Source organism: Paenibacillus sp. FSL H8-0260, assembly GCF_045040625.1.
Taxonomy (GTDB): Bacteria; Bacillota; Bacilli; order Paenibacillales; family Paenibacillaceae; genus Paenibacillus_AQ; species Paenibacillus_AQ odorifer.
In genome coordinates, this window is the sequence record NZ_CP150298.1 from 2,725,486 (window position 1) to 2,741,156 (window position 15,671).

14 protein-coding genes are annotated in these 15,671 nt (G+C 43.6%); 12 read left to right on the forward strand and 2 right to left on the reverse strand.

The genetic code is table 11. The features are described 5' to 3' along the window. The first annotated feature begins 65 nt into the window (after positions 1 to 65). A complete protein-coding gene (locus MHI51_RS11935) occupies positions 66 to 824 on the forward strand; it encodes a DUF6612 family protein (protein WP_076309246.1) in 759 nt (252 codons plus the stop codon). Between the two features lie 350 nt (positions 825 to 1,174). Beyond that, complete coding sequence (locus MHI51_RS11940; protein WP_405174056.1) at positions 1,175 to 4,795, forward strand: X2-like carbohydrate binding domain-containing protein; 3,621 nt, start codon at positions 1,175 to 1,177, stop codon at positions 4,793 to 4,795. A 415-nt stretch (positions 4,796 to 5,210) separates the two neighbouring features. Here the strand turns inward: MHI51_RS11940 and MHI51_RS11945 are convergent, their stop codons facing one another. Continuing rightward, complete coding sequence (locus MHI51_RS11945) at positions 5,211 to 5,951, reverse strand: SDR family NAD(P)-dependent oxidoreductase (protein WP_342410698.1); 741 nt, start codon at positions 5,949 to 5,951, stop codon at positions 5,211 to 5,213. A gap of 131 nt (positions 5,952 to 6,082) precedes the next feature. Here MHI51_RS11945 and MHI51_RS11950 point away from each other — a divergent pair, with 131 nt between their 5' ends. The 3 genes from MHI51_RS11950 to MHI51_RS11960 are packed head-to-tail and all read left to right on the forward strand — an operon-like array spanning position 6,083 to position 8,075. Further along, positions 6,083 to 6,976 carry a LysR family transcriptional regulator gene (locus tag MHI51_RS11950; protein ID WP_076220259.1) on the forward strand — a complete coding sequence of 298 codons (894 nt, stop codon included), beginning with the start codon at positions 6,083 to 6,085 and terminating at the stop codon, positions 6,974 to 6,976. Positions 6,977 to 7,026: 50 nt separating this feature from the next. Continuing rightward, the gene (locus MHI51_RS11955) at positions 7,027 to 7,326 is read left to right on the forward strand and encodes a hypothetical protein (RefSeq protein WP_076220258.1); all 300 of its coding nucleotides are present in this window, start codon (positions 7,027 to 7,029) and stop codon (positions 7,324 to 7,326) included. A 38-nt stretch (positions 7,327 to 7,364) separates the two neighbouring features. Next, a complete protein-coding gene (locus MHI51_RS11960; protein ID WP_341002167.1) occupies positions 7,365 to 8,075 on the forward strand; it encodes an SAM-dependent methyltransferase in 711 nt (236 codons plus the stop codon). 77 nt (positions 8,076 to 8,152) lie between these two features. Here MHI51_RS11960 and MHI51_RS11965 read toward each other — a convergent pair whose 3' ends face one another. Beyond that, positions 8,153 to 9,367 (reverse strand): MFS transporter, encoded by a 1,215-nt coding sequence (locus tag MHI51_RS11965; protein WP_341002168.1) that lies wholly within the window; start codon positions 9,365 to 9,367, stop codon positions 8,153 to 8,155. A gap of 174 nt (positions 9,368 to 9,541) precedes the next feature. Here MHI51_RS11965 and MHI51_RS11970 point away from each other — a divergent pair, with 174 nt between their 5' ends. The 7 genes from MHI51_RS11970 (at position 9,542) to MHI51_RS12000 (ending at position 15,594) form a co-directional block, all read left to right on the forward strand. Continuing rightward, complete coding sequence (locus tag MHI51_RS11970) at positions 9,542 to 9,703, forward strand: hypothetical protein (protein ID WP_341002169.1); 162 nt, start codon at positions 9,542 to 9,544, stop codon at positions 9,701 to 9,703. Then, positions 9,700 to 10,662 carry a phosphotransferase enzyme family protein gene (locus MHI51_RS11975; RefSeq protein WP_405173894.1) on the forward strand — a complete coding sequence of 321 codons (963 nt, stop codon included), beginning with the start codon at positions 9,700 to 9,702 and terminating at the stop codon, positions 10,660 to 10,662. Before MHI51_RS11970 ends, MHI51_RS11975 begins: the two co-directional genes overlap by 4 nt. Positions 10,663 to 10,722: 60 nt before the next feature. Further along, positions 10,723 to 11,208, forward strand: a complete 486-nt coding sequence (locus tag MHI51_RS11980; protein ID WP_076278071.1) for a DUF3888 domain-containing protein — start codon at positions 10,723 to 10,725, stop codon at positions 11,206 to 11,208. A gap of 813 nt (positions 11,209 to 12,021) precedes the next feature. After that, entirely contained in the window at positions 12,022 to 12,357 is a 336-nt protein-coding gene (locus MHI51_RS11985) for a hypothetical protein (RefSeq protein ID WP_405173895.1), read from the forward strand. Further along, complete coding sequence (gene dnaN, locus MHI51_RS11990; protein WP_405173896.1) at positions 12,358 to 13,500, forward strand: DNA polymerase III subunit beta; 1,143 nt, start codon at positions 12,358 to 12,360, stop codon at positions 13,498 to 13,500. Between the two features lie 585 nt (positions 13,501 to 14,085). After that, a complete protein-coding gene (locus MHI51_RS11995; protein ID WP_076278068.1) occupies positions 14,086 to 14,970 on the forward strand; it encodes an EFR1 family ferrodoxin in 885 nt (294 codons plus the stop codon). Between the two features lie 3 nt (positions 14,971 to 14,973). After that, positions 14,974 to 15,594, forward strand: coding sequence for a hypothetical protein (locus tag MHI51_RS12000; RefSeq protein WP_405173897.1), 621 nt, complete (start codon positions 14,974 to 14,976; stop codon positions 15,592 to 15,594). Positions 15,595 to 15,671 lie beyond the last annotated feature (77 nt).

A 15,671-nucleotide genomic window follows, 5' to 3' on the forward strand; every position in this document is an offset into this window, starting at 1 on the left:
AACTTTATAATGATAAAATAGATTTAGTTATATTTGGATTTCATTTGAAGTGAAGGGGAAGTAATATGTTTATCAGAAAAATGGTTTTTATCGGTATCATTTGTATGTTAGGTTTGACAGGTTGTGCAACGAACACTAAATCAGGTGCTGAAGGAGAGGGAGATAAGCGTGCAGAGGAGCTGCTCAGCATGTCTCGGAGTGAACTGGCTAAGCAGGAGAGCTATACTATAGAAATGGAGAAACAAGAAGAAACATCCAGCAAATCGGAAAAAAGTGAAGATAAACATTGGTTGAGCGCTGTTTCATTTCATGTCGACTATGTTAGAAATCCTTATACCGTATATCTAAAATCGGAGACTGCGGAAGGAAAGGAACGAGAAGAATACATATCGGATACTGAATATCATACAAAGGTAATGGATGATTTATTTATTAAGCAGGACGATTATATTCCAGCGAAAGAAAAACAAATCGCACAAAGATTTATTGACCCGTATGATTATATAGACATATACCGGATAGATTCTCAGGGGATCGTTGTTTCTGAGGAGGAACAAGAATACATACTTTCGATAGAGATATCGTCTCATGATGCGAGTAAGGAAACGATGAAATTGATGAAGCAGAATTTGACAGACAAGATTAAACTAAGATATACGCTGGATAAAACTACACTTTTGCCGCATAAAGTGGAGGCAGAAATATTCACTTCATTGAAATCAGAAAACTTAAATTCAGAGTCAGTGCTCACGTTGCAAACAACTATCAGCAATTTTAATGGTATAAAAGAGATTGTTATGCCTGTAGATACTAGTGAAGAATAGTTATATCAGAAGCCTCTGGGATTTATTCCGGAGGTTTTTTTTATCAGCAGAATTATTTTCAATCAAAATTTAGTGAAATTGTATCCAGAAGTGTGAAAATGGTACGATTTTTAGAGACAATCTTCTGCAAAATATAACCATTTTCTCTCGATAATGAAAAACCTTACCATTATAATGAAAGCGTTATCAGAAAATGGAGTCTAAGTTCTGAAGGTATGGATTAAGGGGGAGGGAGGAGCAGGGATATAGAGTAAGAAGAAGGCATAAACAAACCAATTATATCGTAGGAGGCGTAAAACGTGATTCGTAACCGTATCCGGAAAACAGGACTTTTGGTCCTGCTTGGCGCGATGGTAGGCTCTTTATTCTCTGCATTCCCAGCTACTACCCATGCAGCCTCAAGTGAACCTTACACCTGGAAAAGCGTTGTAACGGGAGCTGGCGGGGGCTTTGTACCCGGAATTATTTTTAATCAAACTGAACCGAATCTGATTTATGCCAGAACAGATATTGGCGGGGCCTATCGCTGGAATCAAGCTACATCTAGCTGGACATCAATTAGTGACTCGGTAGGCTGGGTGGATTGGAACAAGAATGGTGTTGATGCTCTGGCTACAGACCCAATTGATCCTAATAAAGTCTACATGGCAACGGGTACGTATACTAATCATTGGGATAATAATGGCCAGATTATGCGCTCTAATGACCGGGGGAACACCTGGCAAACTACTCCACTGCCTTTTAAAGTAGGTGGCAATATGCCTGGCCGTTCCGCTGGTGAACGTCTAGTCATCGACCCCAATAAGAACAACATTCTCTATTTTGGAGCTAGAAGTGGTAATGGTCTCTGGAAGAGTATTGATTCGGGTGTAACTTGGTCAAAGGTAACCTCTTTTCCAAACGTAGGAACGTATATTCAGAATCCGACACTTGATTATGGGAATGATCTTGTCGGATTGTCTTGGATCACGTTCGATAAGAGCACAGGTACACTTGGCAACGCTACTCAAACGATATATGTCGGTGTGGCCGATACGGCTAGCAGCGTATATCGGAGTACAGATGGTGGAGTAACCTGGACAGCTCTGGCTGGACAACCTACGGGGTTCTTGCCACATCACGGCGAGCTGTCATCCACAGGTGATCTCTATATTACTTATAGTAATGGTGTAGGTCCCTATGATGGCAGTAAGGGTGAAGTTTGGAAATACAACAAAACTAGTGGGGCTTGGACCAATATCAGTCCTACGACCGGTGAAGATAACTGGTATGGCTTTGGTGGATTGGCGCTGGATGCTCAGCACCCTAACACATTGATGGTATCCAGCTTAAACGCTTGGTGGCCTGATGAAGTTATTTTCCGCAGTACCAATGGTGGGGCTACTTGGAGTCGCATTTGGGATTGGGGCAATTATCCAGAACGGACTTATAAGTTCAGCATGGACATCACCGCTGCTCCATGGCTCGATCATGGAACCACTTCAACATCCCTGGATCCTTCACCGAAGCTAGGCTGGATGATGGGTGATTTGGAAATTGATCCATTTAACTCGAATCGAATGATGTACGGCACTGGAGCAACAATTTATGGGTCGAACAATTTGACCTCATGGGATACCGGAGGCAAGGTAAATATCTCTGTCATGGCAAAAGGTGTGGAGGAAACTGCAGTGCTGGGGCTAATTAGCCCGCCAACGGGAACCTCCCATTTGATCACTGCACTTGGTGACGTTTCCGGTTTCCGTCATGAGGATTTGTCGGTAGCGCCGACTAAATTCCAGACCAGTCCTTCATGGGCAACGACGATGAGTATTGACTATGCTGAACTGAGTCCGTCCTATATGGTGCGGGTAGGCAGTGCAGATAAAGAAAAAACGCCAAGTATGAAGTCCATTGGTATCTCTAACGATGGTGGAGTGAACTGGTACATGCCAAACTCCGAGCCTTCCAATGGAACCAAAACAACGGTTGGCCATGGACAAGTAGCTGTCTCTGCAAGTGGTAATTCCATTCTGTGGAGCACCTCAGATATCGGGGTGTATTATTCCAAAACCTCAGGCAATTCTTGGACAGCAAGTGCAGGATTACCGGCTGGAGCGAAGATAGCGTCTGATCGCGTGAATCCTAACAAATACTATGGATTTTATGCAGGAACCTTCTATGTAAGTGTGGATGGTGGAGCTACATTTACTGCCACCGCAGCTTCGGGCTTCCCGACCAATAATGTGGCTGGATTACAGCCGAATGAAGCCCAAATCAGTATGAAGGCAGTTCCAGGTATTGAAGGTGACATCTGGTTCGCCGGAGGGAATACGGTTGAGAATAAATATGGTCTATGGCACTCCACTAATTCAGGTGCGAGCTTCACGAAGTTAACGAATGTAGAAGAAGCTGATCTTATTGGATATGGGAAGGCTGCTCCGGGCCAAACTTATATGGCATTGTACACCGTAGCTAAGATTGATGGTGTACGGGGCGTATTCCGTTCCGATGATGTTGGCGCAACTTGGGTTCGTATTAATGACGATGCTCACCAATACGCTAAGATCAATATGGCGATTACTGGGGATCCAAGAATCTATGGACGTGTATATCTCGGTACGAATGGCCGAGGCACCTTGTATGCTGATCCTGTAAATCCACCAGCTACAGGCTCGACCATTACGCCAATAACTGCAAGCTTTGATAAGAAGACAGCGAATCAGACAGACGTCGCAGTAACTATGACGTTGAACGGAAATACGCTGAGCACGATCAAGAACGGAACGGCAACCCTCGTAGCCGGAACGGATTATACGGTAAGTGGATCAACAGTGACGATTAAAAAAGCGTATTTAGCGACGCAAGCGGTAGGAACGACAACGCTGACGTTCAGCTTTAGCGCTGGAGCTACACAATCCTTGGCGGTAGCGGTAACGGATACTACAACACCGGTATCCAACTCCACGATAACGCCAACAAGCGCGGGATTTGATAAGAAAACAGCGAATCAGGCAGACGTGGCAGTAACTATGACGTTGAACGGAAATACACTGAGCACGATCAAGAACGGAACGGCAACCCTCGTAGCCGGAACGGATTATACGGTAAGTGGATCAACAGTAACGATTAAAAAAGCGTATTTAGCGACACAAGCGGTAGGAACGACAACGCTGACGTTCAGCTTTAGCGCTGGAGCTACACAATCCTTGGCGGTAGCGGTAACGGATACTACAACACCGGTATCCAACTCCACGATAACGCCAACAAGCGCGGGATTTGATAAGAAAACAGCGAATCAGGCAGACGTGGCAGTAACTATGACGTTGAACGGAAATACACTGAGCACGATCAAGAACGGAACGGCAACCCTCGTAGCAGGAACGGATTATACGGTAAGTGGATCAACAGTAACGATTAAAAAAGCGTATTTAGCGACACAAGCGGTAGGAACGACAACGCTGACCTTTGAGTTTAGTGCCGGAGCGGCACAATCCTTGGTTGTCACCATCTCAGATACGTCAGTAGCTCCTACAGCAGCACTGAAAGTGCAGATGTATAACGGTACAGTGACTGCTTCCGGAAATACGCTAAATCCAAAGTTTAAGCTGGTGAACACAAGTACAAGTGCCGTTGCACTTTCTGATGTGAAATTAAGATATTATTACACAATTGACGGAGAGAAGGCACAAAGCTTCTTCTGCGATTGGTCACAGGCTGGAAGCGCGAATGTAACGGGCACGTTTGTGAAGCTGCCAACGGCTAAAGCGGATGCGGATTATTATCTGGAGCTTGGATTCTCGAGTGCAGCAGGTTCACTTGCTGCGGGTGCAAGCATCGATATCCAAGTGCGAGTAGCTAAAGAGGATTGGTCAAATTACACTCAAACCGGAGATTACTCTTTTAATGCGGTTGATACCAATTTTGTAGACTGGACAAAAGCTCCCGCCTACATCTCAGGTAATCTGATCTGGGGTAGTGAACCTAACTAAGAATCTTCACCAATAGTTATGCTGAAGAGGCTGTCCTAAAAGTAGAGAATTCTACTTTTGAGGCAGCTTCTTACTTTAACCCTTCGGCTATAGGTGGCATGTACGCTATGTGCTACGTTCTATAAGTCATGTGATATGTGATATGTCGGATGCATTTATGGTTCCTATAGTGTTGGCTATATAGTAATTAGGGAAAACCTCCCTGAAAATAGCCGATATTTGCTTTAAATCAACGAAATCAGGGAATTATTCCCTGAAAATCAGGCGAAGTCGTTAGTTTCCAGCAAATTAGCCAATAATTAGGGAGAAATTCCCCAATTATGCTATCAACGCTTCACTTCCTCCTGTACGGTACGCAAAAACCAGCTAATGATATTTAAAAGTAGTTCTGACATACCATTTGCTGTTTTGGCTGTTACAATGTTTGTCCGCTATCTATGGTAATGATCTGTCCAGTCATTGCTTCCTGTTCTAGCGCAGCGCAGACGAACTGGGCGATATTCTCGGCGGTTGAAATATGCTGAAGCAGCAGATTAGGGGCTAGTTTATGCATTTGTTCTTCTCGTCCAGACCACCATCTAGTAGCAACGGCTCCCGGTGCTACACAGTTAACTCTAATATGGGGAGCCAGCGCGTGTGCCAGCGATTTGGTAAGACCGTGGACAGCCGCTTTGGAGACGGCATAAGGAAGGGATGAGCCTAAGCCTGTCTGTCCAGCGATGCTGCCGAGATTGAGGATGGCTCCTGAATTTTTTTGGTTCATATACGGTGCGACCGCTCTGGCGCAGAAAAACATTCCTTTCACATTTACATCATATAACTCATCCCATACTTCCTCTGTTGCCTTTTCCAGATCTCCGAGAGCAATATGTTTAGTTATACTGGCGTTATTCACTAGCAGATCTATTGTCCCGAAATGCTGAATAATCGAATCGGCCATACTTCGCACTTCCTGATCTTTAGACACATTCGCTTGTATTGCTATAGCCTGCCCTCCTTGATTCAGAATCGTCTTTACGGTTTCATTGGCTTCATCCTCAGATCTAGAATAGTTCACTACGACGTGGGCTCCGCGTTTGGATAACTCCAAGCTTACAGCTTTGCCAATTCCAGTCCCTCCACCGGTTACTAATGCGACTTTATTGTTGAGATCCACCCTCAATCACTCCTTATGTTGGCGTATGTTGTTGTTATAAAGTATTCTATAGAGAAAAGTGGATTTCGTATAATTGAATATAATGAAGGTTTGGTTCAATTAATTTGAATTGAATAGGGGAGGGCACTAGGATGGATCTGAAAACAATAAAAACCTTTCAAACGATCGTAACTTCCGGAAGCTTTAATCGCGCAGCAGAAGAATTGAACTATGCCCAATCTACAGTTACGATGCAGATGCAAAGGCTTGAATCAGATCTGGGATGTCAATTGCTTGAGCGGGGGAAGCAAATCAGCTTAACAGAAGCAGGCAGATTGTTTTATGAAGAGAGCTTACATATCGTTAAAGATATGGAACGATTACAGAGTCGTTTGGCTGATTTAAAAATAGGGGAAGCTGGCAACGTGCGATTAGGGGTAACGGACCCTACGGCGAGCTATCGTTTGCCGCAGCTTTTAAGTAGGTTTATGGTGCAATTTCCTAAAGTGAAAGTCTCCGTGGATATTGCGGGAACCGCCGCACTTAGTGAACTACTCCTGCGTGGTGAAATTGATTTGGCAGTGTGCTCGGCACCAGAGCTCGGTAAGGAGCTTTATTTTGAACCGTTATTTGCGGAGGAATTCTTGTTACTTTTGCCAGAAGAGCATCCGCTAGCATCCAAGGAACGTATCACCCCAGAGAATCTACAGAGTCATCGCTTACTGATTACGGCAGCGAATTGTCCTTATCGTAAAAAATTAGAAAGTGTGCTGCAGGAATCAGGCGGGCCGCCACTAGATACAATGGAGATTGGGAGCATGACAGCGCTGAAATATTTTGTGGGAAGTGGTTTAGGTGTGGCACTTGTTCCTGAGATTGTGCTGAATCCAGCCCCAGCAGGAACTATAGTACGGAAGCTGGAGGGGAAGGTTATTGATATGACCTGTGGGATCCTATGTAAACTTTCAGATTATCCGCTTAAGCAAGCGAGCTCCAGATTGTATCATTTTTTAAAACAGGAACTAACTGTGACAAGGATATTTTGAATTTTAAACGAATTGTTAAGAAATAGAAAAAATAGAAAGGGCGGTGTTTGATGTTTTTTAGGAGGAAATTCAGTTTCTGGCTTTCGATTATAAGTATCATCATCTGTCTGAGTGACTATCTGGGGGTGGGGATCGCGAATATTATTCTTGTACGTTTGAACCCTATTATAGATACACTGATCTTTACAGAACCTTTTGTAAGCTTCATGGTTGATGTAAATAATCCGAGATGGGGAACCAATAGTGCGTTAATCAGCGTCAGATTCCCAACTTATATTATTCATTTTGGAACGTTTTTGATTTTGGGTATTCTAATGGATTACCTTATTCGTATATTAAAACAGAAGTAGAAGTGTAGATGAGCCTAGAAGAGGAAAGGTGAGCTGAGATGAGCGGAGCAAAGGGAAAACTTGATTTGGAGAGAATTGTTTTTATTGGCAGAACCTATGAGGAATATATACGTATGTTTGATTTGCTGGAATCAGATCTTATCGGCCAGAGCATTCTGGATTGTCCTGCGGGTGCTTGCTCTTTTACAGCAATAGCGAATCAGTTGGGTGGTGAAGTAACGGCTGCTGATATTGCTTACTATTACTCTGAAGTTGAGCTGGCAGACAAAGGGGCTCAAGATATTGCGCATGCGATGTCCGGAATGGAAAAAGTACAGGATAATTTCGTTTGGAACTACTTTAAATCAATCGAGGGACTGACCGAAGCGAGGAACGCAGCGTTAACCGCCAGCACTAAGGATCGAAGACAAACCCCGCAGCGATATGTTCCTGTGATACTTCCGGATCTGCCTTTTGCGGATGAAGCATTTGATCTGACATTATCTGCTCACTTTCTATTTATGTACAGCGATCGGCTGGACTATAAATTTCATCTGGAGACTGTTAAGGAACTCATGCGGGTAACGAGAGGCGAGCTCCGAATCTTTCCGCTAGTCGACCTTTCTTGCAAAAGGTATGAGCATTTAGACCGCCTAATTGATGATTTGGTGAGGCAAGGATTTACTGCAGAGGAACTAGAGGTTCCTTATGAATTTCAAAAAGGTGCAAAGCAGATGTTGAAGATTAGAAGAGCAGAATTGTTCCTCTGAAATATAAAAAACGAGGGTGCCTCAAGCCATGATGACTTTGGGAGCACCCTCGTTTTTTGTATAAATATCTATAAAGCTTACGCTACAGTTTCTTTCCGTTCTGCTACAAAACAAGCTATGCCTATTACCAGACCAAGGCCCACTAGAACCGCACCGACCCAAGGAAGCGAAGTGATCGCTAGATGAGAAATAACCCAACCGCCAATAAAGGCACCCGCTGCGTTACCGAGATTCCCGGCGGAGTGGCTGGTCGTTGAAGCAAGTGCAGGGGCTGCCTGAGCCAGACTCATAATCCGTATTTGCAGACCTGGCATGACCGCAAAGGACACCATACCCCAGAAAAATATTGTGATTACCGCAGCTATTGGGCTATGCATCGTGAAGGAAAAGATCGTTAGAATCATACTGACTGCAAAATAAAGTCCCACGATAGAAGGCATCAGCTTCCAATCCGCAAGTTTTCCGCCAACGATGTTCCCGATGGTCACCCCACAGCCGAATAAGACTAGAATCCAAGTCACACTATGTTCAGCAAAACCGGTCACTTCTTCAAGCAGTGGAGTAATATATGTGAACACGGTGAACAAGCTGGCGTTCCCTAATGCTCCGATCAATAAGAATAGCAGCAGCTTTGGATTAGCCAGCGCAGCAATCTGCTGGATAACACTCGCTGGTTTCTCTTGTTTAAGCTTTGGAATAAAAATGAGGATGCCGATCAGCGCGGCGACTCCCATGACAGCAATCGCTGCAAATGAGGCCCGCCAGCCCATACTTTGTCCAATAAATGTTCCTAGAGGAACTCCGACAATATTGGCTATCGTTAAACCTGCCATCATAATAGATACGGCTCCGGCCCGCTTATTGGGTTGTACAAGATTGGATGCAATGACTGCGCCAACCCCAAAAAAAGTACCATGAGTTAAAGCTGTAATTATACGAGCTACCATGAGAACGGTATAGTTTGGTGCAAACACAGAGATTCCGTTGCCCAGTATAAAAAGAATCATGAGAAGACATAACAGTTTCTTTTGCGGAATGCGCTGCGTGAGAATGGTCAGGATGGGTGCGCCAACGGCCACTCCAAGTGCGTACATTGTAATGAGTTGGCCAGCAGTCGAAATACTAACCTGTAAATCGTTGGCGACATTTGGTAAAATACCCATAATAACAAACTCAGTCATACCAATCGCAAAAGCGCCTACCGTAAGAGAAAGTATAGAGATGGGAAAGGGCTCTTTCCCTGCTCGTTCTTTGCGTGATTGTGCCTTGTTGAGGTTTGGAATTGCGTTCATGATGCCGATGTTCAACCTTTCTTCTGCCTGTAATGAAGCTCCACCTTGGTTAAGATGATAGATCCGACATGTAAGTATTGCTTTTCTATTATTTAGTTTTCTGAAAATATTTTCAAGATAAATATTTTTTCAGATAGTTTTCATTTTTATAGATCATTGAAGGGATGGTTATTTATGAATGATGAAGGCCAAGTCCAAGTGCTTGAATTGCCGGAAATGAAGCGAGAATTTAATAGCAGTTTGCAGAGTAATGATCGTGGATTGGTTATAGAAATCTATCAATTTGCGAACCCTTTCTGGCCCGATGAGACTGAATTGTTCCTTCCTTTGCGATGAGAAAAAATTATAAGCAGGCAGCTTTAATAGCGCTTCAGAACTTTGACCTGGATTGGACGCAGATTCGTTTTAACCAGCTATCGGATACCTGTACCTTTGTTATCGAAACTAATAAAGAGGGAACTTTTTTACTGCGCCTTCATTCGGGGAGATCTAAAGAGGAAATTAACTCCGAAATCGCGTGGCTGGAGCTTTTGAAGAGCAAAATTGATGTCCCCCTGCCAAAAGGTGTTCATGATCGCACGGGTGCTGTAACGTTCAGAGTGGAACAGGGAAATGGAGAAGGTGTTTATGCCTCTTTAATGCGCTGGGTTGAAGGGGAACGTGCGAATGAAAATCTTACCGAAGAACAAATTTACAAAGAAGGCGTTCTATTAGCCAAGCTACATAAGGCGGCACAGGAGCTGGAGTTACCCCCTGGCTTTAATCGTCCTGTTTGGGATGAACATAGCTTTCGAAAAGCAATGCTTCGTTTAAAGCTGCATTATCATTGTTTTCTTACGGATGATGAGTTTGTGCTGTATCAGTCGGCAGCTGAGAAATTATTCAACTGGTTAAGCAAGCAGCATAAAAATAAGAACAGAAGGTCTTATGGCGTTATTCATGGAGATTTACATCAAGGCAACATCATATTTAAAGAGGGTGAGCCTCGGCCGATTGATTTTGGGAGATGTGGTTGGGGGTATTATCTTTATGACGTAGCACATACCCTTCTTGGACTGTATCCATTGCAAAGAGAAGGGGTCATTAAGGGGTACGAAAGTATCGCCAAGCTTGATGGGGAGTGGGTTCAGACTTTAGAGAATTTTACGGTCATGGTTATGATCGAAAATTATTGCCATCACGCATCCGATCCGAGGGAAACCGAGGGTCTAAAAGCAGAACAGCCGTATGCGTTAGCGATCCTAAGAAATTATCTTAAGGGAGAACCCTTTCTTTTTAACAGGATTGAGATTTAACGTATAGAAATAGGGTCTCTTTGGGGAATTTATATAAAGTTCCCTAAGGAGGCTATTGTGATGAAAAAAAGCTGGATTGCTCCCCTTCTTGTCGCAGTGATGCTATTTCTGACGCCACAACCTTGCTCCGCAAATAGGTTAATTCAACCTCAATCTGTAACACCTTCCAGGTCTGATTCGGGACTTCAACTGCCAGATCAAGATTCTCGCGAACTTAAGTTTCAAGACATGCTAATGTTATTTCTTTTACCCCATATTGAGAAAAAGATTGCAGATATTTATTCGCCGCTTTTGCGAGAATCGCCAATGGTTTATCCTTACTTTGTGGATGTGACTGAGGTGAAGCGGACCAATGGTTTCCGTGGGTTTGATTTCTTGATTACACTTAACGTATATCCTACAGTTGGTCCACATATTTCAGTTGGAGAAGATACCATGACTTTTAGGATCTCTCCTGGTCCTAAGGTGAAGCTTGAATCGTTCAAGCATCTAAAAGACCCCAAAAAGTCAGACTTCCCACCAAATTATCAGAACATCCTGAGATAGTGTAGTTTCAGTAAGGCGCGTGGGTGGAAGAGTAGATATTAATATGTGCCGAACGTTGAGTTATGAGGCGAGCTATTTTTACATGAGTAGGGAGTTCTGAGGTAATGGTGATGGGAGTTGTAGGGAAAGGAGTCTTTGGGAGAGGGTGTATGAGAGGGGATGAAGGTTGGGTTAGTGGCGTGATGAGGGTGAGTGAGAGGTGAGGAAGGTTGGGTTAGTGGGATGATGAGGTGAGTGAGAGGGTATGAAGGTTGGGTTAGTGGCATGATGAGGGTGAGGGAGAGGGGAGGAAGGTTTGGCTAGTGGCGGGATGAGGTGAGGGAGAGGGGAGGAAGATTGGGTTAGTGGCATGATGAGGGTGTTTGCGTGTGCGTCTATGCTTGTGTCCGCGAGCGGGCAAACGGGATAGTTGCAGTTTATACACTTATTTGCAGGAGATAAGAAGCTTAGTCACTTTTAGTTGCATTTGGTGCAGTTAAAAGAAGTCTTTTCACACTTATTTGTTAATATCGTTGAATTTAGTTGCAGAGAATACACTTATTTCGCTCGGGCAGCACAATGTATTGTTTATAGTTGTATAAAGTGCAATTAACTCATACATTCCCAAACGATTTTAAGCAAAATAAAAAATCCATGGGTTAACGTTGCAATACCCAACTCATACCCAACTCATACCCACCGCACCGCACACTCCGATTTTTGGGGTGTTTTTTTGTGTTTAGAATTGTGGTGGATTAATGGCGATTATGGTATTATGAAATTAGTAAATATATTGATTTAAGTTACTAAATTCAAATATGGAGGTGTGAGGGATTGGGTGATCATAAATTCGAGGGCGAACAAAAGGGGAGCAGTATTAGCGGAGTTAAAGATAAAGTCACTAGCGATAGCGCAAGTAACAACGAGGATAAAGTCAAAGTAGGTGTAGCCACTAAAGACGGGCAGTTGGGGTTTCTTTTTACAAGGGGAGGTCTTCGGGAAGGTGCAGGTAGAAAAAGCACTGGTGTAACCAAAAAGGTATCTTTGACATTATCTGAGGACATTTGGCAGGAGATAGAGCAGGCTTGCGCGGATCAGAACGCATCTCGCTCCCAAGTATTTCGGAACATCATTGAGGCGCATTTTGTAAAGGAATCTAAGGAGAGTTAGGTGAAGTCTTTGCTAATCCATATATCAAAAGATTCACTTACTACCGCATTACAGGCAGCATTAAAAGCCATATCCGCGAATAGTTCCTCAAGTGTTCTATCAGGAATACTTATTCAAGCGCAAACTCAGGGTTTGATATTAACAGCCAGCAATATAAGGATGACCATTGAATATAAGCTCCCTGTGAAAATGGATTCGGTGGTTGTGCACAACACAGGTGAGATCGTCGTTCCGGCGCGTTATTTTTATGAGATCATTCGTAAGCTTGATCCTGGACTAATTAGGCTGGAAATCGAAGAGTCATTGATTTTAAATATTCAATCAGGGAGCACTCAATTTCGTTTATGTGGAACGGATGTGGCAGAGTTTCCAAGAATCCAATACATAGACCATCCATACATTCAAAGGATAAGCATGAAGAACACTCTCCTGAAGCAAATATTTAAAAGAGTGGTTTTTGCGGTCTCTTCATCGGAAACCAGACCTGTGCTCACAGGAGTTTTGCTTCAAATAGATAAGCAAAATATTCGTGTAGTCGCCACTGATGGCATCCGCTTCGCCCTGCATGTTGTTGAAAGCGTAGAAGATTACGGAGCAATTCCTTTAGATGTTGTAATCCCGGGCAGCACCCTGGAGGATCTTTTAAAAATATTAAACGATGATGCAGACAGCAGCACCGATTTAGAAATAGGCCCCAAGCAAATCAGATTTATTTCTAATGGATTGAGGGTTCAGTCTGCTCTTTTAGAAGGAACTTATCCCTCTGTCAATAATTTAATCCCAAAAGCGTACCTCTCCGAAGTGATTGTTAAGAAAGACCGTTTGTTACATGTGGTTGAACGTATTTCTATATTGGCTGGCGAGAGTGTTATGCTCAGCGTACTTCCTTCTAACACGTTAAGTTTAGTGTCCAAGACTGCAGAAATTGGGGATGTAAAAGAAGAGATTCCTTTAGAGTATCTGGAAGGTGATCATTTTCGAGTAGCCTTTAACGGAAAATATTTCAGGGACATCCTTCGGGCGATCGATAGTGAGACGCTTAGAATCAGGTTCGCGGGAAAAGAAAGGCCGCTGGTGATCCTGCCTGTGGACGCATCTTCGTCCACACTTTTTTTAATTACTCCTGTGAGGACGCATGATTGAGGATTTGTTAATGTACAGTATTTGAGTAGTTATGGGTGAATAGCTGCCTGAGTCCGAACAGTTGCTGAAAAGAACGCCACCTGCCAAATTTGATCCTAGACGTGCTGCCCATTGCTTAAACTAGCTGTCTTGTGCTCAACCTATCTACTCATTGCGGTATTAGCTATCTATAGCTCAACCTATCTACACCGTGCGGAATTAGCTACCTATGGCTCAACCTATCTACTCCGTGCACGAAATTAGTTACCTATTACTCAACCTTGCCGCCTACGTCCCAAACTTAGCCGCCTACATCTCGAAACCAACTACCTTTTGCTCGATTGAGATCGTAGCGGACCGTATTGCAGCTATTTCAGCATATGGGTTCATTTTGCGAAAGTTTCGGACTGTATAGCTCTTATTGCCCATGATTTGTGCAGAAAAGGAGTGCATCTGAGCGAATAGCTGCAACTGAGTCCGATAGTGTGGCAAAATGAGCGGAATTATGGAAATAAGAGCAACTGAGTCCGAATTAGCCAAAACCCATCTCAACTTCACGGCTTTCCCAGACGGGAATGAGGTATATTTGATCTGGGAGGGGATGGAATGCATAATGCAAAGACGGCCATATTTTATTTCTCAGGTACGGGCAATACGGAGATTATTGCTAAGCAATTTGCTGAAAGGCTGAGAAGTAAAGGGCAAGACGTAGATTTGTTTAGAGTGGAAGATATTTTTAAAGGCACTCGTTCTGTAGAATATGAAGCCTATGATCTTATAGGTATTGGTCATCCGGTTCTAGGCTTTGGCGCCTCCGGTTTTGTTGAACGTTTTGCAGAACAGCTGCCTGATTGTAATGGAACCCCGGCATTTGTATTCAAAACGGCATCCTCTCCACACTATATCAATAACGGTGCTTCGAATACGGTGCTTCGTTCTTTGCGTGGGAAGGGATATAATCCCTTTCACAATTCGATTTTGGCGATGCCATGTAATTTTTATATTAAATATGATGACAGGTTGAATAAGCAGTTGTATCAAGCCGCACAGCGTAAGGTGGAATTGTTTGCAGAGGAAATCGTAAAGCGGACACCGCGAAATCTGCCGATTCACCCTGTGTTGGAGCGGGTTCTGAGAACAGTATATTATTGTGAGGAACACCAAGGGGGAAAATACTTCGCCAAAGGATTGCGTACAACGGACGCTTGCACACTATGCTTAAAATGTGTCAGAAACTGTCCAACATCCAATATTAGTAGCGGCGTAGAAGGAATTGTTTTCAATCAAAATTGTTTATTATGTATGCGTTGTGTTTATTCTTGTCCTCAGAAGGCAATCCAAGCGACACGACTTAAGGCTAGCGTAGTAGATCCCTATACTGGAGGTCCGAAGCTTCATAAACTAATGAAGGATTCTGCGAATGATGGACGGTTTGTTACTCCCAAATCCAAGGGCTACTACAAGCATTTTATTAAGTATTTGGAGGAATGACATATGAATCTGTTTCGGATGGGATCGAAGCCACTGGAGATTGAGCGGATCAGCACATTTTTGGAGGATAATTATGTGAGTATCGGCTATCCCGGAATAGGGGATCTGGAGAATCTAACCACAGAGGAACTTCGTGATCGATTGATTGGCACATACCAATATAGTGAGTTGGAGCTTACGCAACATCTGCAAGCCCTTCAGCTATTTGTACATACGATGCAAGATGGAGATTATGTGCTGGTGGCCGATGGAGATTGGGTACATCTCGGGGACCTCGGAGATTATTTTTACAACGAGTTTACTGATAATGTTGACGAGGGTACATGCCATCGGCATGGTGTGACGTGGTTGAAAAGTGTGCGGATTTCTGAACTAAACACAGGCGTGCGGGAGTTATTTAACCAAAGTGCACCGGTTGTACAATATAATGGTCCTAAACCAAGTGCTCGCTTGGATCTGTGGATTACAGGTGTTTCTGCTAATGAAAAAGAAGTGAATAGTCCGCTGGAATTGGATGAGGAGACACTCTCTAAGGCGCTTAATATTTTGAAAGATGCTTTGATTTGTGATGACTCCGAACGACGGGAAAGAGCAGCTATAGCCATTTTACAATATGCGAAGTAGAGCCCCTCTTGTATATCGGGCACACGGTTCATTATCTTCATGATGAGTTCCAATTAAAAAACGTTCCACCCGCTACT